Raw genomic sequence first — 26008 nt, 5'->3', positions numbered from 1 at the left:
ATGGAACTATTACAAGGGAAAACATTTGTTGTTATGGGCGTTGCGAACCAAAGAAGTATTGCATGGGGAATAGCTCGCTCTTTGCATAATGCAGGTGCAAAATTAATATTCACATATGCAGGAGAACGTTTAGAAAGAAACGTTCGTGAATTAGCGGACACATTAGAAGGACAAGAATCACTTGTATTACCTTGTGATGTAACGAATGATGAGGAACTTACAGCTTGCTTTGAAACAATTAAACAAGAAGTAGGTACTATTCACGGTGTAGCACATTGTATTGCTTTTGCAAATCGCGATGACTTAAAAGGTGAATTTGTAGATACTTCTCGCGATGGATTTTTACTTGCACAAAATATTAGTGCATTCTCTTTAACAGCTGTAGCAAGAGAAGCAAAAAAAGTAATGACAGAAGGCGGAAATATTTTAACGTTAACATACCTTGGCGGCGAGCGCGTTGTGAAAAATTATAACGTTATGGGTGTTGCGAAAGCTTCATTAGAAGCGAGCGTGAAATATTTAGCGAACGATTTAGGTCAACACGGTATTCGTGTTAACGCTATTTCTGCAGGACCAATTCGTACGTTATCTGCAAAAGGTGTAGGCGATTTCAACTCAATCTTAAGAGAAATTGAGGAGCGCGCACCACTTCGTCGTACAACAACGCAAGAAGAAGTTGGCGATACAGCAGTATTCCTATTCAGTGATTTAGCACGCGGTGTAACAGGAGAAAACATTCATGTTGATTCAGGGTATCATATCCTAGGATAAATATAATATTAATTTTTAAAGGACAATCTCTAAATGCTGAGATTGTCCTTTTTATTTGTTCTGAGAAAGAACGATTTTTAACGAAAGTTCTTACCACGTGATGAATATAACTATAATAGTACACGATTTATTTAGCTACGTATGGAAGTGGGAGGGACGAGTGTGAAGAATAAAAATAAAAGTTCAACAGTTGGAAAACCGTTGTTATATATCACGCAAGTAAGTTTAGAACTTGCTGCACCGAAAATAAAAAGGATTATCCTGACAAACTTTGAAAATGAAGATCAAAAAGAGAAAAGTAATAGACAAGAAAATATTGTAAGTAGTGCTGTGGAAGAGGTAATAGAACCAGAACAACAAGAAGAGCAGCAAGTGGAAGAAAAAATAGAAGAAAAAGAAGAACACGCAGAACAAGAAGAGCAAGAAGAGCAAGAACCAGAACCAGTAAGAACTGTCCCGTATAATAAATCATTTAAGGATATGAATAATGATGAAAAAATTCATTTTTTACTAAACCGCCCTCATTACATTCCGAAAGTAAGGTGCAGAATAAAAACAGCTACAGTCTCATATGTTGGATCGATCATATCGTATCGAAATGGCATTGTATCTATTATGCCGCAAAATAGTATGAGAGATATTAGGCTGTCTATAGATGATATCCAATCGATTAGTATGGCCGGTTTTTAAATATGTAAAGGTGGTAGAAAGCTTCTACCACCCCAATAGTTTTTTAGTTTACTTTACGATAGAAACGTCGCGTAAGCATTGAATCGCACAGAAACAGCTTAAATCAACAGTAATGCAAGTAGTTGTAGATATTAATCTTGCATTTGGTACAGCTAAAAACGTACAAATTGGATCGTCACCAGGTGGTACCGGAGAACTGTCACCTAAAACTACAGTTAATACACGTAGTACAGCACAGCTATCGTCATCTACACTTTCCACACGGAAAATTGGAGAACGGCAGCTAGTAAGGCTTGATGATGGTGCAAATGCTTCAAAAGGTTCTCCAGTTTTTGTGTATAAAATAAAAGGGCGTGTATTAGCTACTGATGCAGTATTGTGTGCACCTAAGAATGGGATTTCACAACCAGATCCACATGTTGTTGTAGAACAATCTTGTAATTCATTGATGAATTTTACAACGTCAACTACACAATGAGAAGAGCCATGGTGTTTATTTTCGTTACAACTCATTAATGTCACTCCTTATCTTCTTGTTTGTATTTACATTAATAAGATATTGGAGTCGAGGAGATTTGGTCACAATCTCAAGACCTTTTTTTTTAAATAGGCGAAAGAGGATAAGGGAAGGTGGAATCATGCTGTTTACAAGCTGGCTTTTATTTTTTATTTTTGCGTTAGCTGCTTTTAGGCTCACTCGTTTAATTGTTTATGATAAAATTACAGCCTTTTTGCGAAGACCATTTATTGATGAATTAGAGATTACGGAGCCGGATGGAAGTGTATCAACGTTTACAAAAGTGAAAGGTAAAGGATTAAGAAAGTGGATTGGCGAATTGTTAAGCTGTTATTGGTGTACAGGTGTATGGGTTAGTGCTTTTTTATTAGTCTTATATAATTGGATTCCTATCGTTGCAGAACCGTTACTTGCATTATTAGCCATTGCAGGAGCAGCAGCAATCATTGAAACGATTACAGGATATTTTATGGGAGAATAATATATTTTCATAATAAGAGAAAAAGCGGAGTTTAAAAGAATGAGGGAACGGAAATAAAGAGTTGTTCATATAGTAAATAGACAGAATTGACAGTAGAGGAGATGTTTGCTGTGAGCAATAATCCAAGGCAAAATTCATATGACCTGCAGCAGTGGTATCATATACAGCAACAACACCAAGCACAACAACAGGCATATCAAGAACAATTACAACAACAAGGATTTGTGAAGAAAAAGGGATGCAATTGTGGGAAAAAGAAGAACACAATAAAACAATATGAAGAATGAAACACTCATGCTACTGTGAGTGTTTTTTATTATATATAAAAAGCGGTATTTCTGTATTAGAAATACCGCTTTTTACTAGCTAATTTGTGCAACTGTTAATGCTGCAGCACGAATGTCTACAGTTCCAATTAACTGAACTGGCACAATTTGAATTAAGTCACCAGGATTTAAGTTAATAAGAATAACACCGCTGGATACGTCTACTTCACCAGTACCAATAACGTTAGAACGAACTGCTGTACCTGATCCAGGAATAATATTAGCTGGTGTATTTAATGATAAGAAGAAACGACCAGCTTCTGGTGCAACAGGTGAGTTATCAAGACTAATTGTTAATGTATAACTGATTTGATAAATACCAGCTCGTAGAATTCGAATGCCATCTCCGACACTTACTGTATCATTTATTACAGGAACAGTAATATTTGGGTTTGGACTTACGCTAGGTAATAATAGTGGTGTAAATAGTGAAGCAAACTGAGGTGCAGACGCGTTGAAAGCAAAACCAAAGGCAGGTAGTGTACTAGCTGGCTTCGCCTCGCAATCGATTTTAGTAAATTCGCAATCAGAAGAGAACATGTTTTTCACTCCTTTATCTGTTTCTACTTTCAGTTAATGAAAAGGACAGGTTCTATGTTCTAGACAAGTTCCCAATTTTAAGAAATTTACATAAGAATACTCGTTAAGCATGGATTGGGTGGCAGAATTATCTGCCACCCAATCCATGCTTAACTCATTATTTAGTTTTAAATAGAAACATCGCGTAAGCATTGAATAGCGCAGAAGCAACTTAAATCAACAGTAATGCAAGTGGAGGTTGATATTAGTCTTGCATTTGGTACAGCTAAAAACGTACAGATTGGGTCGTCACCAGGTGGTACAGCGGTACCATCACCTAAAACTACAGTTAATACACGCAATACAGCACAGTCATCATCATCTATACTTTCTACGCGGAAAATGGGAGATCTGCAGCTAGTAAGGCTTGAAGATGGTGCAAATGCTTCAAAAGGTTCTCCAGTTTTTGTGTATAAAATAAAAGGACGTGTATTCGCTACTGATGCATTGTTATGTGCACCTAAAAATGGAACTTCGCAACCAGATCCACATGTTGTCGTTGCACATTCTTGTAGTTCATGTATAAAACGAACAACATTCGATACACAGTTGAAATCACACTCATGTTGATGATCTTCATTACAATTGCAGCTCATTATGTTCACTCCTTCTCGTGAGTTCTGACATACACTATTACAATATGAGTGGAATATGGCTGATATTACGTTAATTCTCACGATAAAAACAAGGAATTTATATAGGAGGGATGTACATAACGTGATATAAAAAAAGACATCCTTATTTAGTGGATGTCTTTTCAGGTAAATCTTTTCGCACAGTATATAAAAAACGAGATATATCTAATTTCTTTCCTCTGAAAAATTGCGGAGAAGAAATGTAAAGTTCTTCTTTCGCACGTGTAATGGCGACATACAGTAATCGGCGTTCTTCTTCTAACGCTTCAGAAGTTTCCGTAATACGATCGTTTGCATCTTTTAAAGAAGAAGTGTGGGGCAGGATTCCATCACTCGCTCCAAGTAAAAAGACACATGGAAATTCAAGGCCTTTTGCGTTATGGATTGACATAAGTGAAACGGCATCTTTTTGCGGCATTGTTTTTAATGCTTCCATTTCTTTTTGACCTTGAATCGCCTCGTCGATAAATTGTAAATAAGCTGGAATATCGGTGAAACGAGTTGCAGACTCCATTAATTCTTCCAACATTTCTTCTTGTATGTCTTTATGCATCGTAAAGGAAGAACGATCATTACTTTGTAAGTATTCTAAATATTTTCCTTTACCATGAATGATTTCTTTTAATGCTTTTTTCGGTTCTAATTCTTTAATAAATTTAATAAAATCGATGCGCTCATTTACCTTTTTCACTTGAAAAGGTTTTAAGCTTGGATTTAATAGTAAGAAATGAAGAAGAGAAGGGAAGCGCCCCTCACCATATTTCCATTGTTCACGTTCAATAAATGAAATACAATCATCACGTCCGATATACATCGTCGGCAATATGTTTGAAAGTGATTCTAGTCGAAACGGCTCAATCACGAGTCTTAAATGATCTAATACAGGCTTGATTAAAGAATGTTCATAAAATGATTGGCTCGCCCCGTGTTTAATAAACGGGACTTTATGAATGGTAAGCTGATCAAGTAACGAACGACTTACAGAATGTGTGCGATACAGTAAACAAAAATCTTTATAGTTTCGGTCACCGCTATCTACTTTTTCTTGAATGAGCTGCAAAATTTGATTTGCTTCGTCAAGAGTCGTAGCAGGTCTTGCATAAAAAGGTTGTACACCTTCTTCACGAACGGAGTATAGCTCTTTATCAAAACGTTCTTGATTTAATTTTATAACTTCATTTCCAAGCCCGACGATAAAGGGATTGGATCGATAATTCGTATTTAGTGCAATGATTGTTGTGTTATCAAATTCTTTTGGAAAAGATAAAATAATTTGGTGACTTGCCCCTCGCCAGCCATAAATTGCTTGATCATCATCACCTGCGATGAACAAATTATTTCTTGGCGTGGCTAACAATTTTACAATTTCATATTGTGCATAGGATGTATCTTGAAACTCATCTACTTCAATGTAGTGAAAACGTTGTTGTAATTGAGTTAGTAAAGGAGCATTATTTTCTAACATATAATATGTTTCCAATAAGATGTCATCGAAATCAATATAATTGTATCGTTGTTTTACCTCTTCAAAACGTTCATATACTTCTTTAAATTCTTGTTCCACTGGTGTTTTCGCTTTTACATCTTTCGGACGATTTAATTTGTTTTTTTCAAGTGAAATCATCGCGAGCATCGTTTCCGCATCGTAATCGTCTTTTAAACGCAATTCTTTTAAGATTTTCTTTATCATAATTTGTTTATGTTTTTCATTTGCTAAAATTTGCTGATTATACCCTTGACTACGAAGCAATTTTAAGAAAACAGAGTGGAATGTACCAGCAACAACGTAGCTACTTGCTGCATGATTCATACCTGGTAACTTCGCAACACGACTTCGTATTTCTTCAGCTGCTTTTTGTGTAAATGTAAGTAATAAAATATTTCGTGGATGAACTTGTTTTACATTTACTAAATAACCAACGCGAGTTGTTAAAACAGATGTTTTCCCGCTTCCGGCACCAGCTAGTGTAAGAACAGGACCTTCTGTTGTGCGCACGGCTTCTAATTGTTTTTCGTTTAAAAAAACATTTTGTTGCTCGAGAGCGCGGAAATAAGCCGCATCTACATCTTCTTCCATAATTAAATGGGTAGATGTTTTCGGAATATGATATGTCGCACGCGGAATATCAGCGTGTGTTAACGATTTTTGTGAAAATTTTTCTTGTGTCATATGTTCACCTTCAAAACTATAGCATCAACATTTAACTTTAGCGGAAGAAAAAGAAAATAGCAATGTAAAAAAACAGGAGGGGTCACCTCCTGCTTTCAAATTACAATTCTTTTATCATTACGACGTGCGGGATATTTGCTTCCATAAATACATCAGAACTTGTTACATATCCAAGTTTTTTATAGAAATCTTCAGCATGTGTTTGAGCGTGAAGTTTCAATTTTGGTAGCGAATTTTCTTTTGCATACGCTTCAAGCGAATCCATAACAATTTTTCCGATGCCTTTTTTGCGATGGGAATTTAGCACGCAAATGCGTTCTATTTTTCCTATACCATCAAGGATGCGAAAACGTCCAGCACCAACTGGAACATCATTGTCATATATAACAACGTGTGTTGAAGTTTCTTCAAACTCATCGTACTCTTCTTCAGCAGAGACATGTTGTTCATTTACAAACACTTGTTTACGTACAGAGAATGCATCTCTTAGTTGTTCGTCCGTTTGTACAATCTGTGCGTGCAAATTAGTTGTTCCCCTTTCCAAGACGGAATGTTTCGTGTACAGTCCATGTTCCATTTTCTAATTGATATAGAAGATGGAAACGATCAATTGGTTGTTCGTAATAGAAATCTTTCATACGTAATCGGCCCAACACATCAGCATGCTCTGCATCTGATAAGCCTTGTCCGATTGTTAAATGAGGTACGAAAGCATATTCGCGTTCTTGCGTGAATAACCCGCTATGCATTTCTTCATTTAAGAAAGTAAGTTCAGGTGTTTTTTCTACTTTAAAGTAAAGGACGTTATTAACAGGTGCGAAAGAACCAACTTTCCCAACATGAAGGGTGAAAGGGTTCGTTTTACTTGCGATTGTATGTAACTCGTTTACAATCGACTCTAATTGTTCATCTTGCGCCTCAAAGGGTGTTTTCAATGTAATATGTGGCGGAACTAATGCGTAGTGCGGGTCATAACGTTTACGCAATCCGTTCGCTTTATCTTGAATCATTTTAGATGGAAAAATTACAATGCCTAATTTCATGTTCCAATTCCTCCCTTTGTAAGTCTAGTTAGATTTTGAGATAAATAAATCTCTTTATCTATTATATCAAATTATTCTGAATACTGCTCTCTATTATTTCATTGATAGAATATGAGAGAAGGCTTTCGGTAAATCAGTCTGCCAATATTTCCAAGTATGATTGCCTTCAAATTCCTCGTAATGCGTGATGAAGTTTCTATCTGTAAGAAGCGTATTTAACTCACGGTTCGGCCCTACGAAATCAGATACTTGTCCATCAGTACGCTTTACAGCCGTTTCTTCTGTACCGATGACGTGATACAGTTCTAACGCCTGTGGATCTTTGAATTCTTTTGCTAAGTTCATCACTGTCTCATCCACAAATGGTGATTGCATAACGACTTTACCGAATGTATGCGGATACATAAGTGCAGTCATAAAGGAAACTGTTCCGCCAAGAGAATCACCAATTAAAACACGACCTTTTCCCATTTGATACGTTGGATAATTTTCATCAATATATGGTGCAAGTTCATGAGCAAGGAAACGAATATATGCAGCATTTTTCACTTCATTTGGGAAATATTTTTCTTTACGATCATGTACATTTTTATATGGAATACCGACAATAATTGTACGGTCAATTTCTTCGGTTTCACGAAGGCGCTCAATTACACGGTGCGCTTTACCGAGCTGAAAATAATCTCTACCATCTTGTGCAATTACAACTGTATGTTTGTGCAGTGGTGTGTAATTTACTGGTAAATAAACGAGAAGTGTAACATCTTCTTGAAGTGATGCGCTATAAAATGAAATTTCTTCAATTCTCCCTATTGTTTGACTCATGTAGATCCCCCTAAATAAAAATTTACTGTAACGATTGTAAGAGCGACGCTTGTAGTGAAAAGGAAAGAAATATTCACTAATTGGTGCCTTAATTTCTATTTTACCATAATGGTACGAAGAATCTAAAAAATTAGTATTTAAGTTACGAAAGAAAACGGATATAATGAAGTGGGATTTTTGACAGGTGAGAGGGGAGACAGGATTTGAAACAAGAAAAATCAATCGCACTACCATTGGCTATTTCTATAATTGCCATTTCCTTTGCAGCAGTTTTTGTAAAGATGTCCTCAGCACCATCTTCAATATTAAGTATGTACCGCTTATGGATTATCGTACTTATTATGCTGCCTATCGTATGGAAAAAAAGAGAGGAATTTAATAGGATTCAAATGAAAGATTGGGGCTTTTTAATTGGATCTGGTTTCTTTTTAGCACTTCATTTTCTTTTATGGTTTGAATCTTTAAAGCATACAACAGTTGCTAGTTCAACAATTATTTTGGCACTTCAACCAATCGTATCTTTAGTTGGAGGTTTTTTTCTATTTAAAGAAAGAACAACATATTCAGCCATTGCAACGATGGGAATCGCTATTTTAGGAGTAATGTGCATTGGTTGGGGAGATTTAGGTTTAAGTAAGCAAGCAATTTATGGTGACATATTATCCTTTCTAAGTGTAATAGCGGTTGTCGGTTATTTATTTATCGGGCAAACGACAGTGAAGAAAGTATCGCACTGGATTTATAGCTTTACAGTCTTTGCGTTCGCAGGCCTTTTTATGGGGATTTATAATGTTATATTACAAGTACCCTTTACAGGTTATACGAAGTGGGATTGGACTGTTTTTCTTTTACTTGCGGTTGTGCCGACAGTGTCACATGTAATTAATAACTGGCTATTAAATTATGTAAATGCAACGACAATTTCAATGAGTATTTTAGGAGAACCTGTTGGAGCCTCTATACTTGCGTTCTTTTTACTTGGAGAAAAATTAAATGCAATGCAAATTATCGGTAGCATGCTCGTATTGTTTGGTGTATCTGTTTTCTTACTGCAGCAACAAAAGCGAACAGCAAAAAATGTCGTAAATGAGCCAGTGTATACACAGGAATTATAGTGTTAGGGGAGAAAAGAGAAGTTGTGATACTTCTCTTTTTGTTTTATAGAAATACGGGCGTAGAAGGGGGAAGAAAATTTAAGAGATATTAAAGAAGTATATGAATAGATTTACAACACTAAGTGAAGAAGAGCAGCAAATGATCCTCAGTGACTTACAAATTGAAGAATATAAAAAAGGAACAGTGCTCCTAAGACAAGGAAATGTTCCGTTAAAATGTTATTTTGTATTAAAAGGATGCGTTAGGCAACATAGTATAGATGAAGCAGGGAAAGAAGTTACATCAAATTTTTATACAGAAGAACAGGCAATTTCGAATTTCAACCATCATAAACAAGATAAATCTTCATCATATACGTTAACGTGTTTAGAAGATTGTACTGTAGTTGTTGGTGATCTACATAGTGAAAAGGACATGTATAATAAGTATTCACAATTAGAAGAAATGACGCGTAAAATGATCGAGTACAATTTCGGTGAAGTACAAGATGAACTTGCTGTATTTATCTCATCGACACCAGAAGAGCGATATAAAACATTGTTACGAAAACGCCCGTATTTAATTCATCGCGTTCCACAATATCAGCTAGCAAGCTATCTTGGCATGACACCAGAATCATTAAGTAGAATTAAGAAACGGCTTAATTAGAGTGTTTACCACCTTTCAATAGTAGCCATATCGCAAGTCCTAATTCACCTGCAATCATAGGTAATTGGAATAGTGATTGTATGATTGAAATCATTGTATCGTATTGTGTAAACATTGTATTCATGACGTGAATTAGCATATAACCGGTAGCAGCAATGAACAGCAGTATACTAATAAACTTTGGTATCTGTTTAGAGAGAAAAGCTACATAGCCTAAAACGAAAAGATGCAATCCAAAAATGATCAATCCTACAGACCAAATGTATTCGAATGCACTGAGAAACAACATTGTATATGTTTCTGGATTCGCAATTGTATTTTTTGAAAGCAATAATACCAATATTAGATTGAATATAGCAATCCCAAGTATAGCTGTATACATAAGACGAAGTAAAGCGGCTAGTAATGAGAGGCTAGTATGAATTGGTTTTAGAAAGAAATAAAGAGCCCACGCGGCGACAATATCAGTGATAAAAATGATAATCCACCCGAAAATTTCCGCTTTGAAAAGTGAATTTGAAGTTTGGATATTATGGAATGTTGTACTCGCATCTCCTTGTATAACGAGATTTCCATGAACAAAACCGTAAGAGAAAAATGCAATGAATGCCATAACAAGAAGAGATGTGCTAGCAAATAAGGCGTACTTTCGTTCAGTCATAATACGTCCTCCTTTTCTAATATTGTTTTCATTGTAATAGGGAAGAGGAGGAGATTCATTGACTTAAATCAAGAGAGGGAAAGTTTAGTGGAATTTCCATCAAAAAAAGATGTATGGTTATATCCAAGTTTTTTATTAATCTTGTAAAAAGTAAAAACTCAAATATTGAAATCAAGTAAAAGAGTGGCTATGAAGCCACTCTTTTACTTTGGATTTGTCATATAAGGTTGTACATGAATGACACATAGGTCACGAAATTTGCCTTCAGCAGTTGTGACAATTACGACTGCTTTACCTGCACTTTTTCCAGTAATCGTCACGGTGTCACCTTTTGGATATATGGTGATGATATCAGAATTCATATTTGACCAAATAAGCTCTTTATTCGTTGCTTGTATTGGTAAAATGGAAGCTGATAACACAATGTTTTGTCCTGTTTTTATTTTTAATTTATGTTTTTCCATATGAACACCGATGACTGAAATAACAGAAGGAGCAATTGAAATTTTAGGCGGGTTAGGTTGCATGTTTAAACAAGACGCAGAAGTATTTGTGATAGGTGAAAATTTTCGTGTTTGTTGTTGCTGGAAAGCTGCTAACATGTTGGAGTCCCCTTTCTGTATAAGTGCTGATACTCATACTATAAAGGAGTAGTGTTATGTTAAATTTAACGAAACATAAAGAATTTGTTAAATTTGATAAGAAGATTGTCGAACTGTAAAAAATCTCTGCTGTTATGATAACAGCAGAGATTTTTTTATAAATTATGACGATGTTGTTTTTCGAAATCCTCAAATTGCTCTTTAACTTCTTTTGAAGGTTGTGTTAGTAAACTAACAATTACGATGGCTAGTAAACTAATAGCGAAACCTGGAATCATTTCATATAAGAAATCTTTTAAGAATTTGAATTGAGTCCATATAATAACAGTAGCGGCACCAGAAATCATACCGGCAAGTGCGCCCCACTTCGTCATACGTTTCCAATATAAGCTTAATAAAATAGCAGGTCCGAATGAAGAACCAAATCCAGCCCAAGCGTATCCAACAAGAGCTAAAATCGTATCATTTTGTTTAAACGCTAATGCGCACCCAACTAATGCAATAACAAGTACAGCCATACGACCGACAAATACAAGTTCTTTATCAGATGCAGAACGTTTGAAGAATGTACGATATAAATCTTCAGTTACAGCACTAGAAGTAACGAGTAGCTGTGATGAAATTGTACTCATAATCGCTGCTAGAATGGCTGCTAATAAAAATCCAGTAATAAGTGGATGGAATAAAATTTTCCCAAGTTCAAGGAAAATTGTCTCTGGATTAGATAATGTCAACTCTTGTTGTGAGTAGTATGCAATACCGATAAGACCGGTAAACATAGCTCCGACAACAGAGAAAATCATCCAGCTCATACCAATTCTTCGTGCACTTTTAATCTCTTTTACAGAAGAGATTGCCATAAAGCGTACGATAATATGAGGTTGTCCAACATAACCAAGGCCCCATGCGAATAATGAAATAATTCCTAATACAGAAGTACCTTTAAAAATATCTAATAATGTTGGATCAATCGATTTAATTGTACTAAATGCAGGACCAAGTCCATTTACATTCATAATTGTAACGGTAGGAACAAGAATAAGAGCAACTACCATAATGATTCCTTGCACGAAGTCTGTCCAACTTACTGCTAAGAAACCACCAAATAATGTGTAAGCGACAACAACGCCAGCTACAATGAATAATCCAACATGATAGTTCATGCCAAATGAATTTTCAAATAATACAGCGCCTGAAACTAATCCTGAAGCTACATAGAAAGTAAAGAAAATCATAATAACAAGTCCAGATACTAAACGTAGCATATGAGATTTGTCGTGGAAACGGTGTTCCAAAAATTCTGGGATAGTAATAGAGTTATTTGCAATTTCTGAGTAGGTACGTAAGCGAGGAGCGACATAAAGCCAGTTTGCGTATGCGCCTAGTGTTAGGCCGATCGCAATCCAACTACTACTTAATCCAACGCTAAACATTGCACCGGGTAACCCCATTAAAAGCCAACCACTCATATCGGATGCTCCAGCACTTAATGCTGTTACTGCGGGGCCTAGTGTACGCCCGCCAAGCATATAATCTGTTAAGTTGGACGTTCGTTTATAGGCGAAATAGCCAATGACTAACATCCCGAGCATGTAAATTGAGATAGAAGTTAAAGTTAACATCTGTGTACTCATGTAGTTCCCCTTCCTTTTGTCATGTCTTTTGATGCGTTATGCATATTTATCCCGCATAAACGGGCAGTAAAACTCCCACCTTAAAATTGGCTGGGCAAGGAAATTAGGTGGGAGATCAACTGCCCGTAAATGCCCGATTGGTTCAACTAATAATCAGTGGGGAGAACAAAACCCTCACTGATTAAAGTTTCACTTTATAATCTATCATGATTATTCTGAAAAATCCATATAGAAATACGAATTTTCAGAAATGTAAGCGTTTTTTGATGTCATTTTACTTTTTTAATATATAATATTCATACAAAAAACCTTATTTTTAATAGAGTATTTATTATATTTACATAAAAAGAGGTTGTTTTGTCAATATAATATTGAAAGGAAAGAAAAATAAAATTTTTGGAAAAGTATTGACTTGTGAAAAAAGTTAGGTCTATAATGAGTGCAACTTAAAAAAATGCAAGCGTTGATGAAGAAGAGTACACATGATGAACATGTCAGAGAGCTGATGGTTGGTGCGAATCAGTATGGAATTGATGTGGAATGGGCTTCGGAGCTTCCAAACCGAAACGAAAGAAGTAGGCTTTGGCGACATGATCTCATCGATACAAGAGACACGTATTGTTTTTGATACGGTAAAGTGCGTTACATTTGTAACGAATTAAGGTGGCACCACGGGAGTACCCGTCCTTTCTATAGGATGAGTACTCCCTTTTTGTGTATAAAAAATTAAATAAGTGAAATCGTTTAAGTAAGAAGAGTACGTATATTGGAGACGTTACAGAGAGCCGGGAATAGGTGGGAGCCCGGTACGGTACCATATACGGAATGGGCTTACGAGAGGTATGCTGAACAATTATTTTCAGTAGGCAACCCGGGTTCCGCCGTTACAAGGATAAGGTATAAATTTTGTACCTGAACAAAGCGGGATGCTTTTGCATCCAACACGAGGTGGTACCACGGTATATTTATCGTCCTCTACATATTTTCGATATGTAGAGGATTTTTTTATTTTTCAGGGCGAGGTGAAGGACATGATGACGAAAGAAGAATTTATAAAACAAAAAAGAGAGAGAAAGACATTTTTAGTAATCACTGAAGAAGAAGGAGATAGCATTACGCCAATTTCTTTATATAGACGTATGAAAGGGAAGAAGAAATTCTTATTAGAAAGTTCACAGCTTCATCAAGATAAAGGGCGTTATTCTTACTTAGGATGTAATCCTTATGGAGAAGTGAAAAGCGTTGGTACGGAAGTGGAACGAACGATTTACGGCCGGTCAGAAAAGTTGCAAAGTAACGTACTTCAAGTGTTAGAAGAAGTGATCGCGTCAGCTCAAGTAGAGAGTCCATTTCCATTTTGCGGGGGAGCAGTTGGTTATATTGGATATGATGTCATTCGGCAGTATGAAAACATTGGAGCGGATTTACACGACCCATTAAATATTCCGGAAGTACACCTTTTACTATATCGTGAGTTTATCGTTTACGATCATTTACGCCAAAAGTTGTCGTTTGTATATGTATGCAGGCAAGATGATTCAGCAGATTATGAAGAAGTATACGAAAGGCTACGAGTATACAAAGAGGAAGTGCTACAAGGAGAAGAAGCTGAAGTAAATGCAATACAATCCCCATTATCATTCACTTCTTCTATAACGGAAAAAGAGTTTTGTGAGATGGTAGAAATGGCGAAAGAATATATAAGAGCGGGAGACATATTCCAAGTTGTACTGTCACAGCGTTTACAAAGTGAATGTATTGGTGATCCATTCGCGTTATATCGAAAACTTCGAATTGCAAATCCATCACCATATATGTTCTATATCGATTTTCAAGATTATGTTGTACTCGGTTCCTCGCCGGAAAGTTTACTATCAGTAAGGGAGGATAAAGTGATGACGAATCCAATTGCTGGTACAAGGCCGAGGGGGAAAACGAAGAGGGAAGATGAGGAAATCGCAAAAGAACTGTTAGGCAATGAGAAAGAGCGAGCAGAGCATATGATGCTTGTAGATCTTGGGCGAAACGATATTGGTAGAGTGAGTGAAATCGGCTCGGTTACGATAGATAAATATATGAAAGTAGAAAAATATTCTCACGTTATGCACATTGTATCCGAAGTTTACGGAACATTGCAAAAACAAATGGGCGGATTTGATGCGTTAGCGTATTGCTTACCAGCAGGGACGGTTTCTGGAGCTCCGAAAATTAGAGCGATGGAAATTATAAATGAACTAGAGAATGAAAAAAGAAATGTATACGCTGGTGCAGTTGGATACGTTAGTTTTTCAGGAAATCTTGATATGGCGCTCGCCATTCGAACGATGGTCGTAAAGGATGAAAAAGCATATGTTCAGGCAGGAGCAGGAGTCGTTTACGATTCAGATCCAGTAGCTGAATATGAAGAAACATTAAATAAAGCGAGAGCGCTTTTGGAGGTAATGAAATGATTGTACTTATCGATAATTACGATTCGTTCACATATAACTTGTATCAACTGTTAGGCGAACATGAAGAAGAAATTGTAGTTGTAAGAAATGATGAAATAACGATAGAACAGTTAGAAGAGGTGAATCCAAGAGGAATTGTACTTTCACCAGGACCAGGAAAACCAGAGGATGCTGGCATTTGTATCGACGTCATCCGTCATTTTTATAAGAACGTTCCCATATTAGGGATTTGTCTTGGCCACCAAGCGATCATAGCTGCATTTGGAGGAGACATTGTTAGAGCAGAATGTATTAAACATGGAAAAACATCGCGTGTGAAACATAACGGAACGTCAATCTTTTCATACGCTACACAGCCGCTAACGGCAATGCGCTATCATTCCCTTGTTGCAGAGCAAACGAGCTTGCCAGAGTGTTTTGACATATTAGCGACAGCGATGGACGATGGAGAGATAATGGCAGTCCGTCACAATTATTATCCGCTCTTCGGATTACAGTTTCATCCGGAATCAATCGCAACAGAAGAAGGCGGAAAGTTAATACGTGCCTTTTTAACAGAAATAAAAGAGGAGGAAAGAGTATGAATAACTATCTTCGTAAATTAGTGGAGGGTCAACATTTAACAGAAGAGGAAATGTATAAAGCAGGACTACTTTTATTAAGTGAAAACATATTAGAAAGTGAAATTGCAGCTTTCTTAGTCTTACTGAAAGCGAAAGGTGAAACTGCAGAAGAAATATACGGTCTCGTTCGAGCTCTTCGCGAAAAGGCATTGCCGTTTTCGAACCATATACAAGGAGCAATGGACAATTGCGGGACGGGTGGTGACGGTGCTCAAACGTTTAATATTAGCACAACATCAGCATTCGTACTGGCAGGAGCAGGTGTAAAGGTTGCAAAACATGGTAATCGTGCTGTTTCTAGTAAAACAGGAAGTGCAGACTTATTAGAAGAACTAGGTGTAAATATTAGTAGTACGCCAAACGAAATTGATTATTTACTAGAGCATGTGGGCATTGCATTTTTATTTGCACCAGTGATGCATCCAGCACTAAGGCGCATTATGAAAATAAGAAAAGAGTTAAACGTGCCGACGATCTTTAATTTAATTGGTCCTTTAACAAATCCAGTGAATTTAGAAACACAATTTGTCGGTATTTATAAACGAGATATGTTATTACCAGTTGCAGAAGTATTACAAAAGTTAGGCCGGAAACAAGCGCTTGTCGTAAATGGAAGTGGTTTTTTAGATGAAGCGTCATTACAAGGGGAAAATCACGTAGTCTTTTTAAAAGATAATGAAATAGTAGAAATGAGTATTGATCCAGAAAAGTATGGTTTTTCAAGAGTGAAAAATGAAGAAATTAGAGGGGGGAATTCAAAAGAAAATGCAAAGATTACGCTTGAAGTATTGAGCGGAGAAAAGAGTGTTTATCGTGATACAGTTTTATTAAATGCAGGTCTAGCTCTTTTCGCAAATGGAAAAACGGAAACGATTGAAGAAGGAATTAAACTCGCGGCACATAGCATTGACTCTGGAAAAGCATTAACCAAATTAAACTTATTAATTGCAGCAAGCAATGAAAAATTAGAAAGGGTGAACTAAAGTGGGGACGATTTTAGATGAAATTGTAGAACAGAAGCAAAGGGAAGTTGCGGAGTTGTATGAAATATATACACCAGTAAAAACAAAAAGAAAGACACATTCACTTGTAGAAGCGTTACAGCAGTTTACTGTCATTGCAGAAGTAAAGCGAGCATCACCATCAAAAGGAGATATCAATTTACACGTTGACGTACGAAAACAAGTGGGAACATATGAGAAATGTGGTGCAGGAGCAGTATCTGTTTTAACAGATGGTCAATTTTTTAAAGGGTCGTTTCACGATTTACAAACAGCAAGAGAAGAAAGTAACATTCCGCTTTTATGTAAAGATTTCATAATCGATAAGATTCAAATTGATAGAGCATATGAAGCGGGAGCAGATATTATTTTACTAATTGTAGCAGCGTTAACGAAAGAGAAGTTAAAAGAGTTGTATAGCTACGTGTTAGAAAAAGGATTGGAAGCGATTGTTGAAGTTCATGATGAACAGGAATTAGAAACTGCGATTGTATTAAATCCGCACGTTATTGGCATTAATAATCGTAATTTAAAAACGTTCGAAGTAGATTTAAGCCAAACGGAAAAGCTTGGAAAAAGATTGAATGAGGAGAAACTACTTTGGATTAGTGAAAGTGGCATTCATTCAAAAGAAGATATTATTCGTGTTAAAAGAGCTGGGGCCAAAGGTGTATTAGTTGGAGAGGCGCTTATGACATCATCTTCTATTAGTAGTTTTTTTGAAGATTGTAAGGTGAATATATGAAAGTGAAAATTTGCGGCATCACTGATGTGGAAACAGCGAAAAGTGCGTGCGAATACGGCGCAGATGCACTCGGATTTGTTTTTGCAGAAAGTAAACGGAAAATCACTCCAAAGAGAGCGAAAGAAATCATTCAGGAGCTTCCAGCCAACGTGTTAAAAATTGGTGTTTTCGTAAATGAATCAGTAGAAGTGATCCGGAAAATTGCAGATGAGTGTGGGTTAACACATGTACAACTACATGGGGATGAAGACAATCATCAAATTAGAAGATTGAATATTCCGTCTATAAAGTCGCTAGGAGTAACTTCAGAGAGTGATATGAAAAACGCTCAAAGGTATGAAACGGATTATATATTATTTGATAGCCCGAAAGAAAAGTTTCATGGAGGAAATGGAAAGACATTTTCATGGGAACTACTTGGGCATATGCCAAAAGAATTGCGAAAGAAAACGATATTAGCTGGTGGATTAAACGCTCTTAATATAGAAGAAGCAATTCGAACTGTTCGGCCTTATATGGTCGATGTGAGCAGCGGAGTAGAGACAGAAGGAAAGAAAGATGTAGAGAAAATAAAACAATTTATTATAAAAGCAAAGGAGTGTTCCAAATGAACTACGCATATCCAGATGAAAAAGGACATTACGGTATATACGGAGGACGATACGTTCCAGAAACGTTAATGCAATCTGTACTAGAACTAGAAGAAGCATATAAAGAAGCGATGCAAGATGAAGCATTTCAAAAGGAATTAAATCATTATTTAAAAACGTACGTCGGAAGAGAAACACCGCTTTATTTCGCTGAAAATATGACGAAGTATTGCGGAGGTGCAAAGATTTATTTAAAACGTGAAGATTTGAATCATACAGGAGCTCATAAAATTAACAATACAATCGGTCAGGCACTACTTGCAGTGCGAATGGGCAAGAAAAAAGTTGTCGCTGAAACAGGAGCTGGACAACACGGAGTTGCAACAGCTACTGTATGTGCTCTTCTCGGATTAGAATGCGTCATTTTTATGGGAGAAGAAGATGTAAGACGTCAAAAATTAAATGTGTTCCGAATGGAATTACTCGGAGCGAAAGTAGAAAGTGTATCGGCAGGTAGTGGTACATTAAAAGATGCGGTAAACGAGGCGCTTCGTTACTGGGTTTCACATGTGCATGATACGCACTACATTATGGGATCTGTTCTCGGACCACATCCATTCCCGCAAATTGTACGTGATTTCCAAAGTGTAATTGGAAATGAAACGAAAAAACAATATGAGGCGTTAGAAGGAAAGTTACCAGAAGCAGTCGTTGCTTGTATTGGCGGTGGCAGTAACGCGATGGGAATGTTTTATCCATTTGTACATGATGAAGAAGTTGCTCTTTACGGCGTAGAAGCAGCTGGAAAAGGCGTTCATACAGAAAAGCATGCAGCAACTTTAACGAAAGGAAGCGTTGGCGTTCTCCACGGATCAATGATGTATCTTCTGCAAAACGAAGAAGGACAAATTCAAGAAGCACACTCTATTTCAGCAGGACTTGATTATCCAGGTGTTGGTCCAGAACATAGCTTGCTAAAAGATATTGGCCGCGTTTCTTATCAGTCGATAACAGACGAAGAAGCATTAGAAACATTTCAATTATTAACGAAAAAAGAAGGCATTATCCCGGCGTTAGAAAGTTCACATGCTATCGCATACGCGTTAAAATTAGCGCCGCAAATGAAGACAGACGAAGGGCTTGTCATTTGTTTATCTGGCCGCGGGGATAAAGATGTAGAGAGTATAAAACGTTATATGGAAGAGGTGTAAAAAATGGGAGTAGAAAAAATTAAAGCAGCGTTTGAAAATGGTAAGAAAGCATTTATTCCGTATGTAATGGGCGGAGATGGTGGCTTTGAAAAATTAAAAGAAAGAATTCGTTTTTTAGATGAAGCAGGAGCGAGCATCGTTGAAGTCGGCATTCCGTTTTCGGATCCAGTCGCAGACGGTCCAACGATTCAAAGAGCAGGGAAACGAGCGCTAGATAGCGGTGTAACAGTAAAAGGTATTTTTCAAGCATTAATAGAGGTAAGGAAAGAAGTGCAAATTCCGTTTGTACTCATGACATATTTAAATCCAGTACTTGCATTCGGAAAAGAACGATTTGTAGAGAAGTGCTTAGAGGCCGGTGTGGATGGTATTATCGTTCCAGACTTACCGTATGAAGAACAAAATATTATTGCGCCGTTACTTCGAGAGGTAAACATTGCGCTCATCCCACTCGTTACCGTAACGAGTCCTATTGAAAGAATTGAAAAAATTACGAGTGAATCAGAAGGGTTCGTTTATGCTGTTACAGTAGCGGGCGTAACGGGAGTACGTCAAAACTTTAAAGAGGAGATTCATAGTTACTTAGAAAAAGTAAAATCACACGTCAACTTACCAGTAGTCGCTGGATTCGGCATCTCAACAAAAGAACATGTAGAAGAAATGGTTACAATATGCGACGGAGTTGTCGTTGGAAGTAAGGTCATTGAGCTTTTAGAAAATGAAAAGCGAGAAGAAATATGTGAATTAATATATGCAACAAAACAAAAAGAAGAGGCGTAGTCTCTTCTTTTTGTTTTGCGTAATAAATGTTAAAATATACAGAAAATACATATAATTCAGAGGGGGAGAAGGCATGCTAAGACGTAAATTACTATATCTATTTTTAACTGTACCATTATACGCTTGGCTCATTAGCATGACGAAAATAGAGTTAATGGCTCTATTTTTAGGGTATGTATTCATCTTTTCCAACTTAAATCGCATTCAAGAACAGTCTATTATAGAAATATGTCTATTTTCGATTAGTATAGAATTATTTAGTATCGTTTCGATTGTATTATTAAACGAATTATTTCTACGGATTCATTCATTTACATTAATGAAATTTTGGAATATTATATTGCAAGCAATATGTACTTACATTGTGTTTGTTGTGTTGAAAGAAATAGTCGGAAAGCAGACAGTTTTTCAGGATAATAGAAAATGGGAGTGAATGAAAAGGAGCCGTTTGGTTCCTTTTTTGAATCTGTTGTAAAAACAATTGAAAATTATAGCATCTGTTATATAATAGTTAAAAATTGTATTTTAAACGAAATGAGATGATAATATGGCCATATTGTTGGCACTTATCCCAATTATGATGATTTTCATTTGTTTATTTTTATTTAAACAAACGTCATTAAGGTCTTCGTTAATTTCTTATGCTGTGTCTGTTGGAATCGTTTTACTCTCGCCAACGTTTCAATTAGGGATAAGTGAAACTGTACACGCAACGATTAAAGGATGGTTAATTTGTTTTATTGTCGGGTACGTTTTATTTTTCGGTATTTTTTTATTTCACCTCATGAACAAAATGGGGTACATCGATCAAGTAGCACGTTTTCTAGAAGAAGTTACTCAGGATCGCTTATTACAAATGCTGCTTATGTGTTTTGGCATTTGCCCGCTTATTGAATCAGTAAGTGGATTCGGTATCGGCTTCATGGTTGCAGCACCTATTTTTCTTTCACTAGGATATAAACCATTTCAAGCTGTACTGCTCTCATTCATCGGCTTACTAGCTAGTTCATGGGGCGCAATGGCAACTGGTACGATTATCGGTTCGCAGCTAATAAATATGCCTCTTACAACACTTGGTACAAATACAGCGCTATTAAGTATTCCGATGTTTGCTTACTTTGTTATTCTTTCTTTACACGTTGTTGGCGGCTGGCAAGCGGTTATAGAAAAGTGGAAAGAAGGAGTAGGATTCTTTCTATTATTTTCTCTCGGAATCTATCTTTCTAATGCGTACGTAAGTGTTGAACTAGCCGGGATATTAAGTTCTATCGTTACGATTACATTTGGCTTTCTTATCATTAAATTAAAAGGAAAAAGTGGGCAAAATCTTATAACAGAACATGCGGCTGCAACGGAGAGAGAAATATCCATTATAAAAATTATTAGCCCTTATATATTTCTAACAGTTTGTATTTTACTTTCCCGCCTCGTTCCAGCATTACATGATTTGTTTAGATCATATGCGGTTCTTGATTTGAAATCATACTCTTACAAACTAGAGTTACTATATTCACCAGGATTTTGGCTCGGTATGACTTGCTTATTTACTATTATTTTCTTCCGCATCCCGTCTAATATTATGAAACAATCACTCTCACAAACGATAAAACAATGGATTCCATTTGCTATTACGACGACAATGTTTATCGCCATTTCAGAACTAATGGGTGCATCAGGCATGCATTCATTACTCGCAAAGACAGCTGGTGACACATTTGGAACGTTTTTCGTTTTCGTTGCTCCGTTTATTGGCGCTATTGGTGGATTTTTAACAGGTAGTAACGCAGGATCAAATGCAATGTTTATAAAACTACAAATGCAAACTGCACAAAACGTAGCACTCCCGTGGCAATATGTCACAACACTTCAAAACACCGCATCATCAGTAGCGACAATCGCTTGTCCATCACGGATTACACTAGGTGCTTACTTATGTAATATCCCTTACCGTGAAAATGAACTATTAAAGAAGACGACGTTAATGATCTTTGGTGCGGTTTTGCTTGTAGTGGTAGAGGTTATTGTTTGGTATATGTTGAGAAATTAAAAATCCTCCTAACATAGGAGGATTTTTTTTATGAGTGGATAATGATTTAAATATGAATAGCTTCTACTAAATGAATAGGAGATGAAATGTATGCCCCTAAAAAACTACGGTGTGTTAAAAGGTACAGTTATACAATCAAAGATTGGAAAAGGGAAAACACCTCATTATCAAGTTCATTTACAGGGCGAGACAGGAGTAGATTATCGTATTGCAATTAACGTAAAATCGCAAAGTTATCCATCAGAAGTTTTATATTTTGCGAGTAACAATATTCGGTCAGAGGCGATTCATATTTTACCGACATTACCATTCGGTTTTACAGAAATAAAAAACAATGAACCGAAAGTAGCTTTAGATTATGTAAGAGGAAATTTATTTGACTCAAATCAAATGATTCCTTTGCCTCCCGAAAAAGCAGGAGAAGATAATGATTTAAATGAAAAAATAGAACGTTATATAAAACGAGCAATAGAAGAAAAAGCAATTATTTACGCGTTTGGTGAAAGATGGGGACCAGAAGAAAATACACCAGATTCCTATTTTCATTTCAAACCAGGAAACGGTATACATGATATTCATATGAATCAAGGGAATGTAGAAAAATGGAAAGGTGATGATGGAATATGGCAAGATGGAGGGATACTCATTCACTTTGAAAAGGAAGAAGAATGGATTGGTATCTTTCTTGCATTCCAATCACAGTCATGGTGTACCGATGAAGAAGGGCATGCTCGTGTTCCGGTTGAACATTGTGATTATAAGGGGAATAATTAATAAGAAGAGGGCGTTCAAAAAGAACGTCCTCTTCTTATTTTATAAAACGAAAAACTAACAAGTGTAGAAATACAAGAGAAAAGCAGTGCTACACTAGAAAAAGCAATGAGATACATATTATATTTCATAACCTGTCCAAGTAGCTGGTTACTGTCGTATTGAAACAGTCCCGCTATGATGTTGAATAAAAATAAAACGATAAACATGACGATAACTCCGTCTATTGATCCTTTAATGTCTGGTTTACTTAAAGCGATATGTGCGGAAATGCAAATGGCGATAAATAAAAATAACCAAAAGGAAGGATTCAATAAATTGCCGATTGTAAATAAGCTTTTCAATAATACAAACGTCGACAAGAGCATGTTTTGAATCATTTCTACATTAATAGAAGTAGAAGCAATCGTTTTTTCGAGAGTTGTATTAAATAAAAAATATGATTCTGGTACGAAATAGCGCATTAAAAGGATTAATGCAGTAATACCAGAAATAATAGGCCCAATGCCGATAAAGAAATTCCCAATTCGTTGATACACACTTTTTTGATTGTATTGATGTTGTATGTAACCTAAAGCCCCTTGACTTGTATCTGTTGGGAAGAACTGCGTTGCCACAATTTTATGACGGAACAGTACGCACATAATGGCATGTCCAAGTTCGTGAATCGGAACACCGATCCAAGCCGTTAATAGGAATCCTTTTCTTCCAAAAGCTCTCGACCAATACATGCGTGTGAGAGATTCTAAATAGCCTAATAGAAATCCAATTACAATGATAACGCCAATTAAAGATAATAATTGGATTACGCTTGTAAGGAGTATTTGAAAAATTGAGTTTACCAATTCCATTACCAGTCATCCAATCTGTTAAAAATATTATTTATTCTGTTTCATAATAGCATTTTTTTTCAAGATTACTAGCACATATATTTTCTTTCGGAAGAAGGATTTCAGAATCTTTTTCTTGTAGTCATGTTTTATGTCCAAAGTCATATATTGAACTTGTAACACCCTATAAGGTATATGCTTAAGGAGGGATAAGAGAATGAAATGTCCGTCATGTCATACAGAAAATGCAGCGGAGGCAAAGTTTTGCGGGAATTGTGGACATTCGTTAACGGAAGAAGTAGTGGCAAGTAGTGGCCAAGAAGAAGGGCCGGAACAAGCGCGCGCGGCACAAGAAAAGGAAACGCGTCCAAATGAAACGGTAGAACAAGCGAAGCGGTTCGCGAGCGGCTATTTTCAATTTTTTAAACATGCATTACAAGCACCGACAGCGATTATGAAAAGCGGCGCTATTGAAGTGCGAAATGGAATTGTAAGTCTTGTTCTTATTTGTTTTTTAGGAGCATGTATTTTTTATAGAATGATGAGTGCAGCATCAGCAGTTACGAGAACATTTGCACCAGATATATCTACTCCCACGTTTTTTGGAGAATCTATAACGGTCTTTTTCTTTTTATTAATTTTAACTTTATTTGTCGGATTTATTATTTTTGTAAGTGGTAAGATGATGAAATCGTCTTTTTCGTTTCTTGAAGTATTTGGTATATGGGGAACGATAGCGACGCCGACTATTGTCATATTAGTCCTTTCTTTTCTTTTTAGTTTCTTATTAATCTTTTTCTTACCTATATTATTATCCGTAGCTGCAACTTATATAGGGATTAGTATAACTGTAGCCGTATTAAAGCTAGACAATGGCGGATTAGATCTCGTTTACACACTTATTATTGCAAATGTTTTAATTGGAATTGCAACGTTCATTGTACTTTGGTCTTACATTAGTACGATAATTCAAGCCTTAACAAAGGGAATAACTGGCTTCTAATGAAAAGGTGGTTGACTGAATGAATGTATGTACAAAGTGCGGAGCTCAGTTTGAAGATGGTGTGCAATTTTGTCAAAACTGCGGGTCGAAGAGGGGACGTCCTGTAGTAAAGAAGAACATGAGCGGTGGTGCAAAAGTTGGCATTACACTGTTAGCGCTATTTGTTATAGTGATTATTGGATTGTATTTGTACGGATCGTCGTATTATACGCAGCTGGCACAAGTAGACCGGATGATTACGATTTTACAAGAGCAAGACGGAGAGAAATTAGCTGAGATCGTTACGGCAGATGATCCATCGGTTATGATAACGAGAGAGTGTGTAAAGCCCCTATTTTCATATATAAAAGAAAATCCATCTTACGTAAATGAATTAAAAGGATATTTGAGACAAGGTGAAAAACAACGGGACGGAATAGAAAGAGCTGATTTTTCATTAACGAAAGACGGAAAGTATTTCTTTATATTTGATCGATATAAATTGAAAGCGAAGACGTACTATACAACTTTGCTTACAAATGAAAAAGGCGTATCGTTAAAAATGAACGGAAAAGAAATTGATAAGACAGATGACAAAAAGTTTGAGAAGCAATATGGGCCATTTCTTCCGGGAAATCAAGTGTTTCAATCAGATTATAAAAATGACTATGTAAAATTATCTCGTGAGGAAAAGGTTGTACTTATGAAACAAAGCCAAAATAACGTAACGATAGATTTAACGTTGCAAGGTCAATATATTACAGTTCAAACGAACGCGCCTGGTGCAACATTGTACGTAAATCAAAAACCGGTTACAGCGCTGGCAGGAGAAGAAATTACATGGGGGCCAGTAGCGACTGATGGAAGTGCGACGATTTATTTAGAACGAAATGGAGAAAGCGAACGGGAAACGACACAAGTAGAGACGGTAACGGCACTTTCGTCTTATAATCTTCCATTCCAAAAGAAAAGTACAGAAAAAACAGTTGTTTATAATGTTACTCCAACGCCCGCGACTGGGTATGTATATAATGGTTTCATCTTTCCTGATAGTGATATTCGAAAATTAACGAGCGCAGATTTAACATATTTATCGAAAGAGCAGTTGAAAATTGCTAGAAATGAAATATATGCAAGGCATGGACATATTTTTCAAACGAAAGATATGCAAGCGTATTTTGCAAAACAGTCTTGGTATAGAGAAAATCCTTACTTTACAGGAACGTTAACAGATATCGAAACTTATAATATTGAACTAATCAAATCAAGAGAATAGAACA

Annotated in this window: 29 protein-coding genes and 2 other annotated features; of the genes, 18 read left to right on the top strand and 11 right to left on the bottom strand. The window is 36.4% G+C overall.

Annotated elements, in window-relative coordinates:
* Both fabI and ACUN13_RS09350 read left to right on the top strand, forming a co-directional pair.
* Complete coding sequence (fabI, locus tag ACUN13_RS09355) at nt 1–771, top strand: enoyl-ACP reductase FabI (protein WP_000421886.1); 771 nt, start codon at nt 1–3, stop codon at nt 769–771.
* Between the two features lie 141 nt (nt 772–912).
* On the top strand, nt 913–1461 hold the full coding sequence (locus ACUN13_RS09350; protein WP_089607289.1) for a CotO family spore coat protein: 549 nt from the start codon (nt 913–915) through the stop codon (nt 1459–1461).
* A gap of 48 nt (nt 1462–1509) precedes the next feature.
* On the opposite strand, the gene exsY is transcribed toward ACUN13_RS09350, so the two are convergent.
* Entirely contained in the window at nt 1510–1974 is a 465-nt protein-coding gene (exsY, locus tag ACUN13_RS09345; RefSeq protein ID WP_001277744.1) for an exosporium assembly protein ExsY, read from the bottom strand.
* A 125-nt stretch (nt 1975–2099) separates the two neighbouring features.
* Between exsY and ACUN13_RS09340 the strand changes: the two genes are divergently transcribed.
* Nucleotides 2100–2459: a DUF1360 domain-containing protein gene (locus tag ACUN13_RS09340; protein ID WP_000899662.1), complete on the top strand. Its 360-nt coding sequence runs from the start codon at nt 2100–2102 to the stop codon at nt 2457–2459.
* 101 nt (nt 2460–2560) lie between these two features.
* Nucleotides 2561–2746, top strand: coding sequence for a hypothetical protein (locus ACUN13_RS09335; protein ID WP_029948404.1), 186 nt, complete (start codon nt 2561–2563; stop codon nt 2744–2746).
* 75 nt (nt 2747–2821) lie between these two features.
* On the opposite strand, the gene exsF is transcribed toward ACUN13_RS09335, so the two are convergent.
* The 6 genes from exsF to ACUN13_RS09305 all read right to left on the bottom strand — a co-directional run bounded on the left by exsF (nt 2822) and on the right by ACUN13_RS09305 (nt 8037).
* Nucleotides 2822–3325: an exosporium protein ExsF gene (gene exsF / locus ACUN13_RS09330; RefSeq protein WP_000492939.1), complete on the bottom strand. Its 504-nt coding sequence runs from the start codon at nt 3323–3325 to the stop codon at nt 2822–2824.
* A 167-nt stretch (nt 3326–3492) separates the two neighbouring features.
* Complete coding sequence (gene cotY / locus ACUN13_RS09325; protein WP_001277719.1) at nt 3493–3960, bottom strand: spore coat protein CotY; 468 nt, start codon at nt 3958–3960, stop codon at nt 3493–3495.
* A gap of 142 nt (nt 3961–4102) precedes the next feature.
* Nucleotides 4103–6169, bottom strand: a complete 2067-nt coding sequence (locus ACUN13_RS09320; protein WP_025687712.1) for an ATP-dependent helicase — start codon at nt 6167–6169, stop codon at nt 4103–4105.
* Between the two features lie 100 nt (nt 6170–6269).
* Complete coding sequence (locus tag ACUN13_RS09315; RefSeq protein WP_025687711.1) at nt 6270–6692, bottom strand: GNAT family N-acetyltransferase; 423 nt, start codon at nt 6690–6692, stop codon at nt 6270–6272.
* 1 nt (nt 6693) lies between these two features.
* Nucleotides 6694–7212 carry a YjcG family protein gene (locus ACUN13_RS09310; protein ID WP_000765863.1) on the bottom strand — a complete coding sequence of 173 codons (519 nt, stop codon included), beginning with the start codon at nt 7210–7212 and terminating at the stop codon, nt 6694–6696.
* A gap of 93 nt (nt 7213–7305) precedes the next feature.
* Nucleotides 7306–8037: an alpha/beta hydrolase gene (locus ACUN13_RS09305; protein ID WP_000084013.1), complete on the bottom strand. Its 732-nt coding sequence runs from the start codon at nt 8035–8037 to the stop codon at nt 7306–7308.
* A 203-nt stretch (nt 8038–8240) separates the two neighbouring features.
* Between ACUN13_RS09305 and ACUN13_RS09300 the strand changes: the two genes are divergently transcribed.
* Both ACUN13_RS09300 and ACUN13_RS09295 read left to right on the top strand, forming a co-directional pair.
* Nucleotides 8241–9152 (top strand): DMT family transporter, encoded by a 912-nt coding sequence (locus tag ACUN13_RS09300; protein ID WP_000806939.1) that lies wholly within the window; start codon nt 8241–8243, stop codon nt 9150–9152.
* Between the two features lie 100 nt (nt 9153–9252).
* Nucleotides 9253–9801 carry a Crp/Fnr family transcriptional regulator gene (locus tag ACUN13_RS09295; protein WP_232732725.1) on the top strand — a complete coding sequence of 183 codons (549 nt, stop codon included), beginning with the start codon at nt 9253–9255 and terminating at the stop codon, nt 9799–9801.
* On the opposite strand, the gene ACUN13_RS09290 is transcribed toward ACUN13_RS09295, so the two are convergent.
* From ACUN13_RS09290 to putP, 3 genes are all read right to left on the bottom strand, one after another.
* Complete coding sequence (locus tag ACUN13_RS09290) at nt 9794–10462, bottom strand: DUF4386 domain-containing protein (RefSeq protein ID WP_025687710.1); 669 nt, start codon at nt 10460–10462, stop codon at nt 9794–9796. The genes ACUN13_RS09295 and ACUN13_RS09290 overlap by 8 nt on opposite strands.
* Nucleotides 10463–10665: 203 nt before the next feature.
* Complete coding sequence (locus ACUN13_RS09285; protein ID WP_000878734.1) at nt 10666–11064, bottom strand: Ig-like domain-containing protein; 399 nt, start codon at nt 11062–11064, stop codon at nt 10666–10668.
* Between the two features lie 155 nt (nt 11065–11219).
* A complete protein-coding gene (gene putP, locus ACUN13_RS09280) occupies nt 11220–12698 on the bottom strand; it encodes a sodium/proline symporter PutP (protein WP_025687709.1) in 1479 nt (492 codons plus the stop codon).
* A 454-nt stretch (nt 12699–13152) separates the two neighbouring features.
* Nucleotides 13153–13390: a binding site (T-box leader), on the top strand.
* A gap of 42 nt (nt 13391–13432) precedes the next feature.
* Nucleotides 13433–13677: a binding site (T-box leader), on the top strand.
* Between the two features lie 52 nt (nt 13678–13729).
* Here putP and trpE point away from each other — a divergent pair.
* From trpE to ACUN13_RS09230, 10 genes are all read left to right on the top strand, one after another.
* Nucleotides 13730–15148, top strand: a complete 1419-nt coding sequence (gene trpE, locus ACUN13_RS09275) for an anthranilate synthase component I (protein WP_025690139.1) — start codon at nt 13730–13732, stop codon at nt 15146–15148.
* A complete protein-coding gene (locus tag ACUN13_RS09270) occupies nt 15145–15732 on the top strand; it encodes an aminodeoxychorismate/anthranilate synthase component II (RefSeq protein WP_000636322.1) in 588 nt (195 codons plus the stop codon). Before trpE ends, ACUN13_RS09270 begins: the two co-directional genes overlap by 4 nt.
* On the top strand, nt 15729–16754 hold the full coding sequence (gene trpD, locus ACUN13_RS09265) for an anthranilate phosphoribosyltransferase (RefSeq protein ID WP_025690138.1): 1026 nt from the start codon (nt 15729–15731) through the stop codon (nt 16752–16754). The genes ACUN13_RS09270 and trpD overlap by 4 nt, the downstream gene beginning before the upstream one ends.
* Nucleotide 16755: 1 nt before the next feature.
* Nucleotides 16756–17517 carry an indole-3-glycerol phosphate synthase TrpC gene (gene trpC, locus ACUN13_RS09260; RefSeq protein ID WP_000536678.1) on the top strand — a complete coding sequence of 254 codons (762 nt, stop codon included), beginning with the start codon at nt 16756–16758 and terminating at the stop codon, nt 17515–17517.
* Nucleotides 17514–18128: a phosphoribosylanthranilate isomerase gene (locus ACUN13_RS09255; RefSeq protein WP_000865147.1), complete on the top strand. Its 615-nt coding sequence runs from the start codon at nt 17514–17516 to the stop codon at nt 18126–18128. Before trpC ends, ACUN13_RS09255 begins: the two co-directional genes overlap by 4 nt.
* On the top strand, nt 18125–19318 hold the full coding sequence (gene trpB, locus ACUN13_RS09250) for a tryptophan synthase subunit beta (protein WP_445423760.1): 1194 nt from the start codon (nt 18125–18127) through the stop codon (nt 19316–19318). The genes ACUN13_RS09255 and trpB overlap by 4 nt, the downstream gene beginning before the upstream one ends.
* 3 nt (nt 19319–19321) lie before the next feature.
* The gene (gene trpA, locus ACUN13_RS09245) at nt 19322–20098 is read left to right on the top strand and encodes a tryptophan synthase subunit alpha (RefSeq protein ID WP_025690135.1); all 777 of its coding nucleotides are present in this window, start codon (nt 19322–19324) and stop codon (nt 20096–20098) included.
* 73 nt (nt 20099–20171) lie between these two features.
* A complete protein-coding gene (locus ACUN13_RS09240) occupies nt 20172–20531 on the top strand; it encodes a DUF4029 domain-containing protein (protein ID WP_025690132.1) in 360 nt (119 codons plus the stop codon).
* 114 nt (nt 20532–20645) lie between these two features.
* On the top strand, nt 20646–22145 hold the full coding sequence (locus ACUN13_RS09235; RefSeq protein ID WP_025690130.1) for an L-lactate permease: 1500 nt from the start codon (nt 20646–20648) through the stop codon (nt 22143–22145).
* A 90-nt stretch (nt 22146–22235) separates the two neighbouring features.
* The gene (locus ACUN13_RS09230; RefSeq protein WP_025690128.1) at nt 22236–22919 is read left to right on the top strand and encodes a DUF2278 family protein; all 684 of its coding nucleotides are present in this window, start codon (nt 22236–22238) and stop codon (nt 22917–22919) included.
* 14 nt (nt 22920–22933) lie between these two features.
* Here ACUN13_RS09230 and ACUN13_RS09225 read toward each other — a convergent pair whose 3' ends face one another.
* On the bottom strand, nt 22934–23767 hold the full coding sequence (locus tag ACUN13_RS09225; protein ID WP_025690126.1) for a hypothetical protein: 834 nt from the start codon (nt 23765–23767) through the stop codon (nt 22934–22936).
* 196 nt (nt 23768–23963) lie between these two features.
* Here ACUN13_RS09225 and ACUN13_RS09220 point away from each other — a divergent pair, with 196 nt between their 5' ends.
* Complete coding sequence (locus tag ACUN13_RS09220; RefSeq protein WP_000650094.1) at nt 23964–24749, top strand: zinc ribbon domain-containing protein; 786 nt, start codon at nt 23964–23966, stop codon at nt 24747–24749.
* Between the two features lie 19 nt (nt 24750–24768).
* Nucleotides 24769–26004: a TcaA 3rd/4th domain-containing protein gene (locus ACUN13_RS09215; RefSeq protein WP_025690123.1), complete on the top strand. Its 1236-nt coding sequence runs from the start codon at nt 24769–24771 to the stop codon at nt 26002–26004.
* The last annotated feature ends 4 nt before the right edge of the window (nt 26005–26008 follow it).

The sequence above is a fragment of the Bacillus cereus group sp. Bce041 genome (assembly GCF_052646455.1).
Note: the sequence above shows the minus strand (reverse complement) of the source record. Positions and strands in the feature narration are given on the sequence as shown.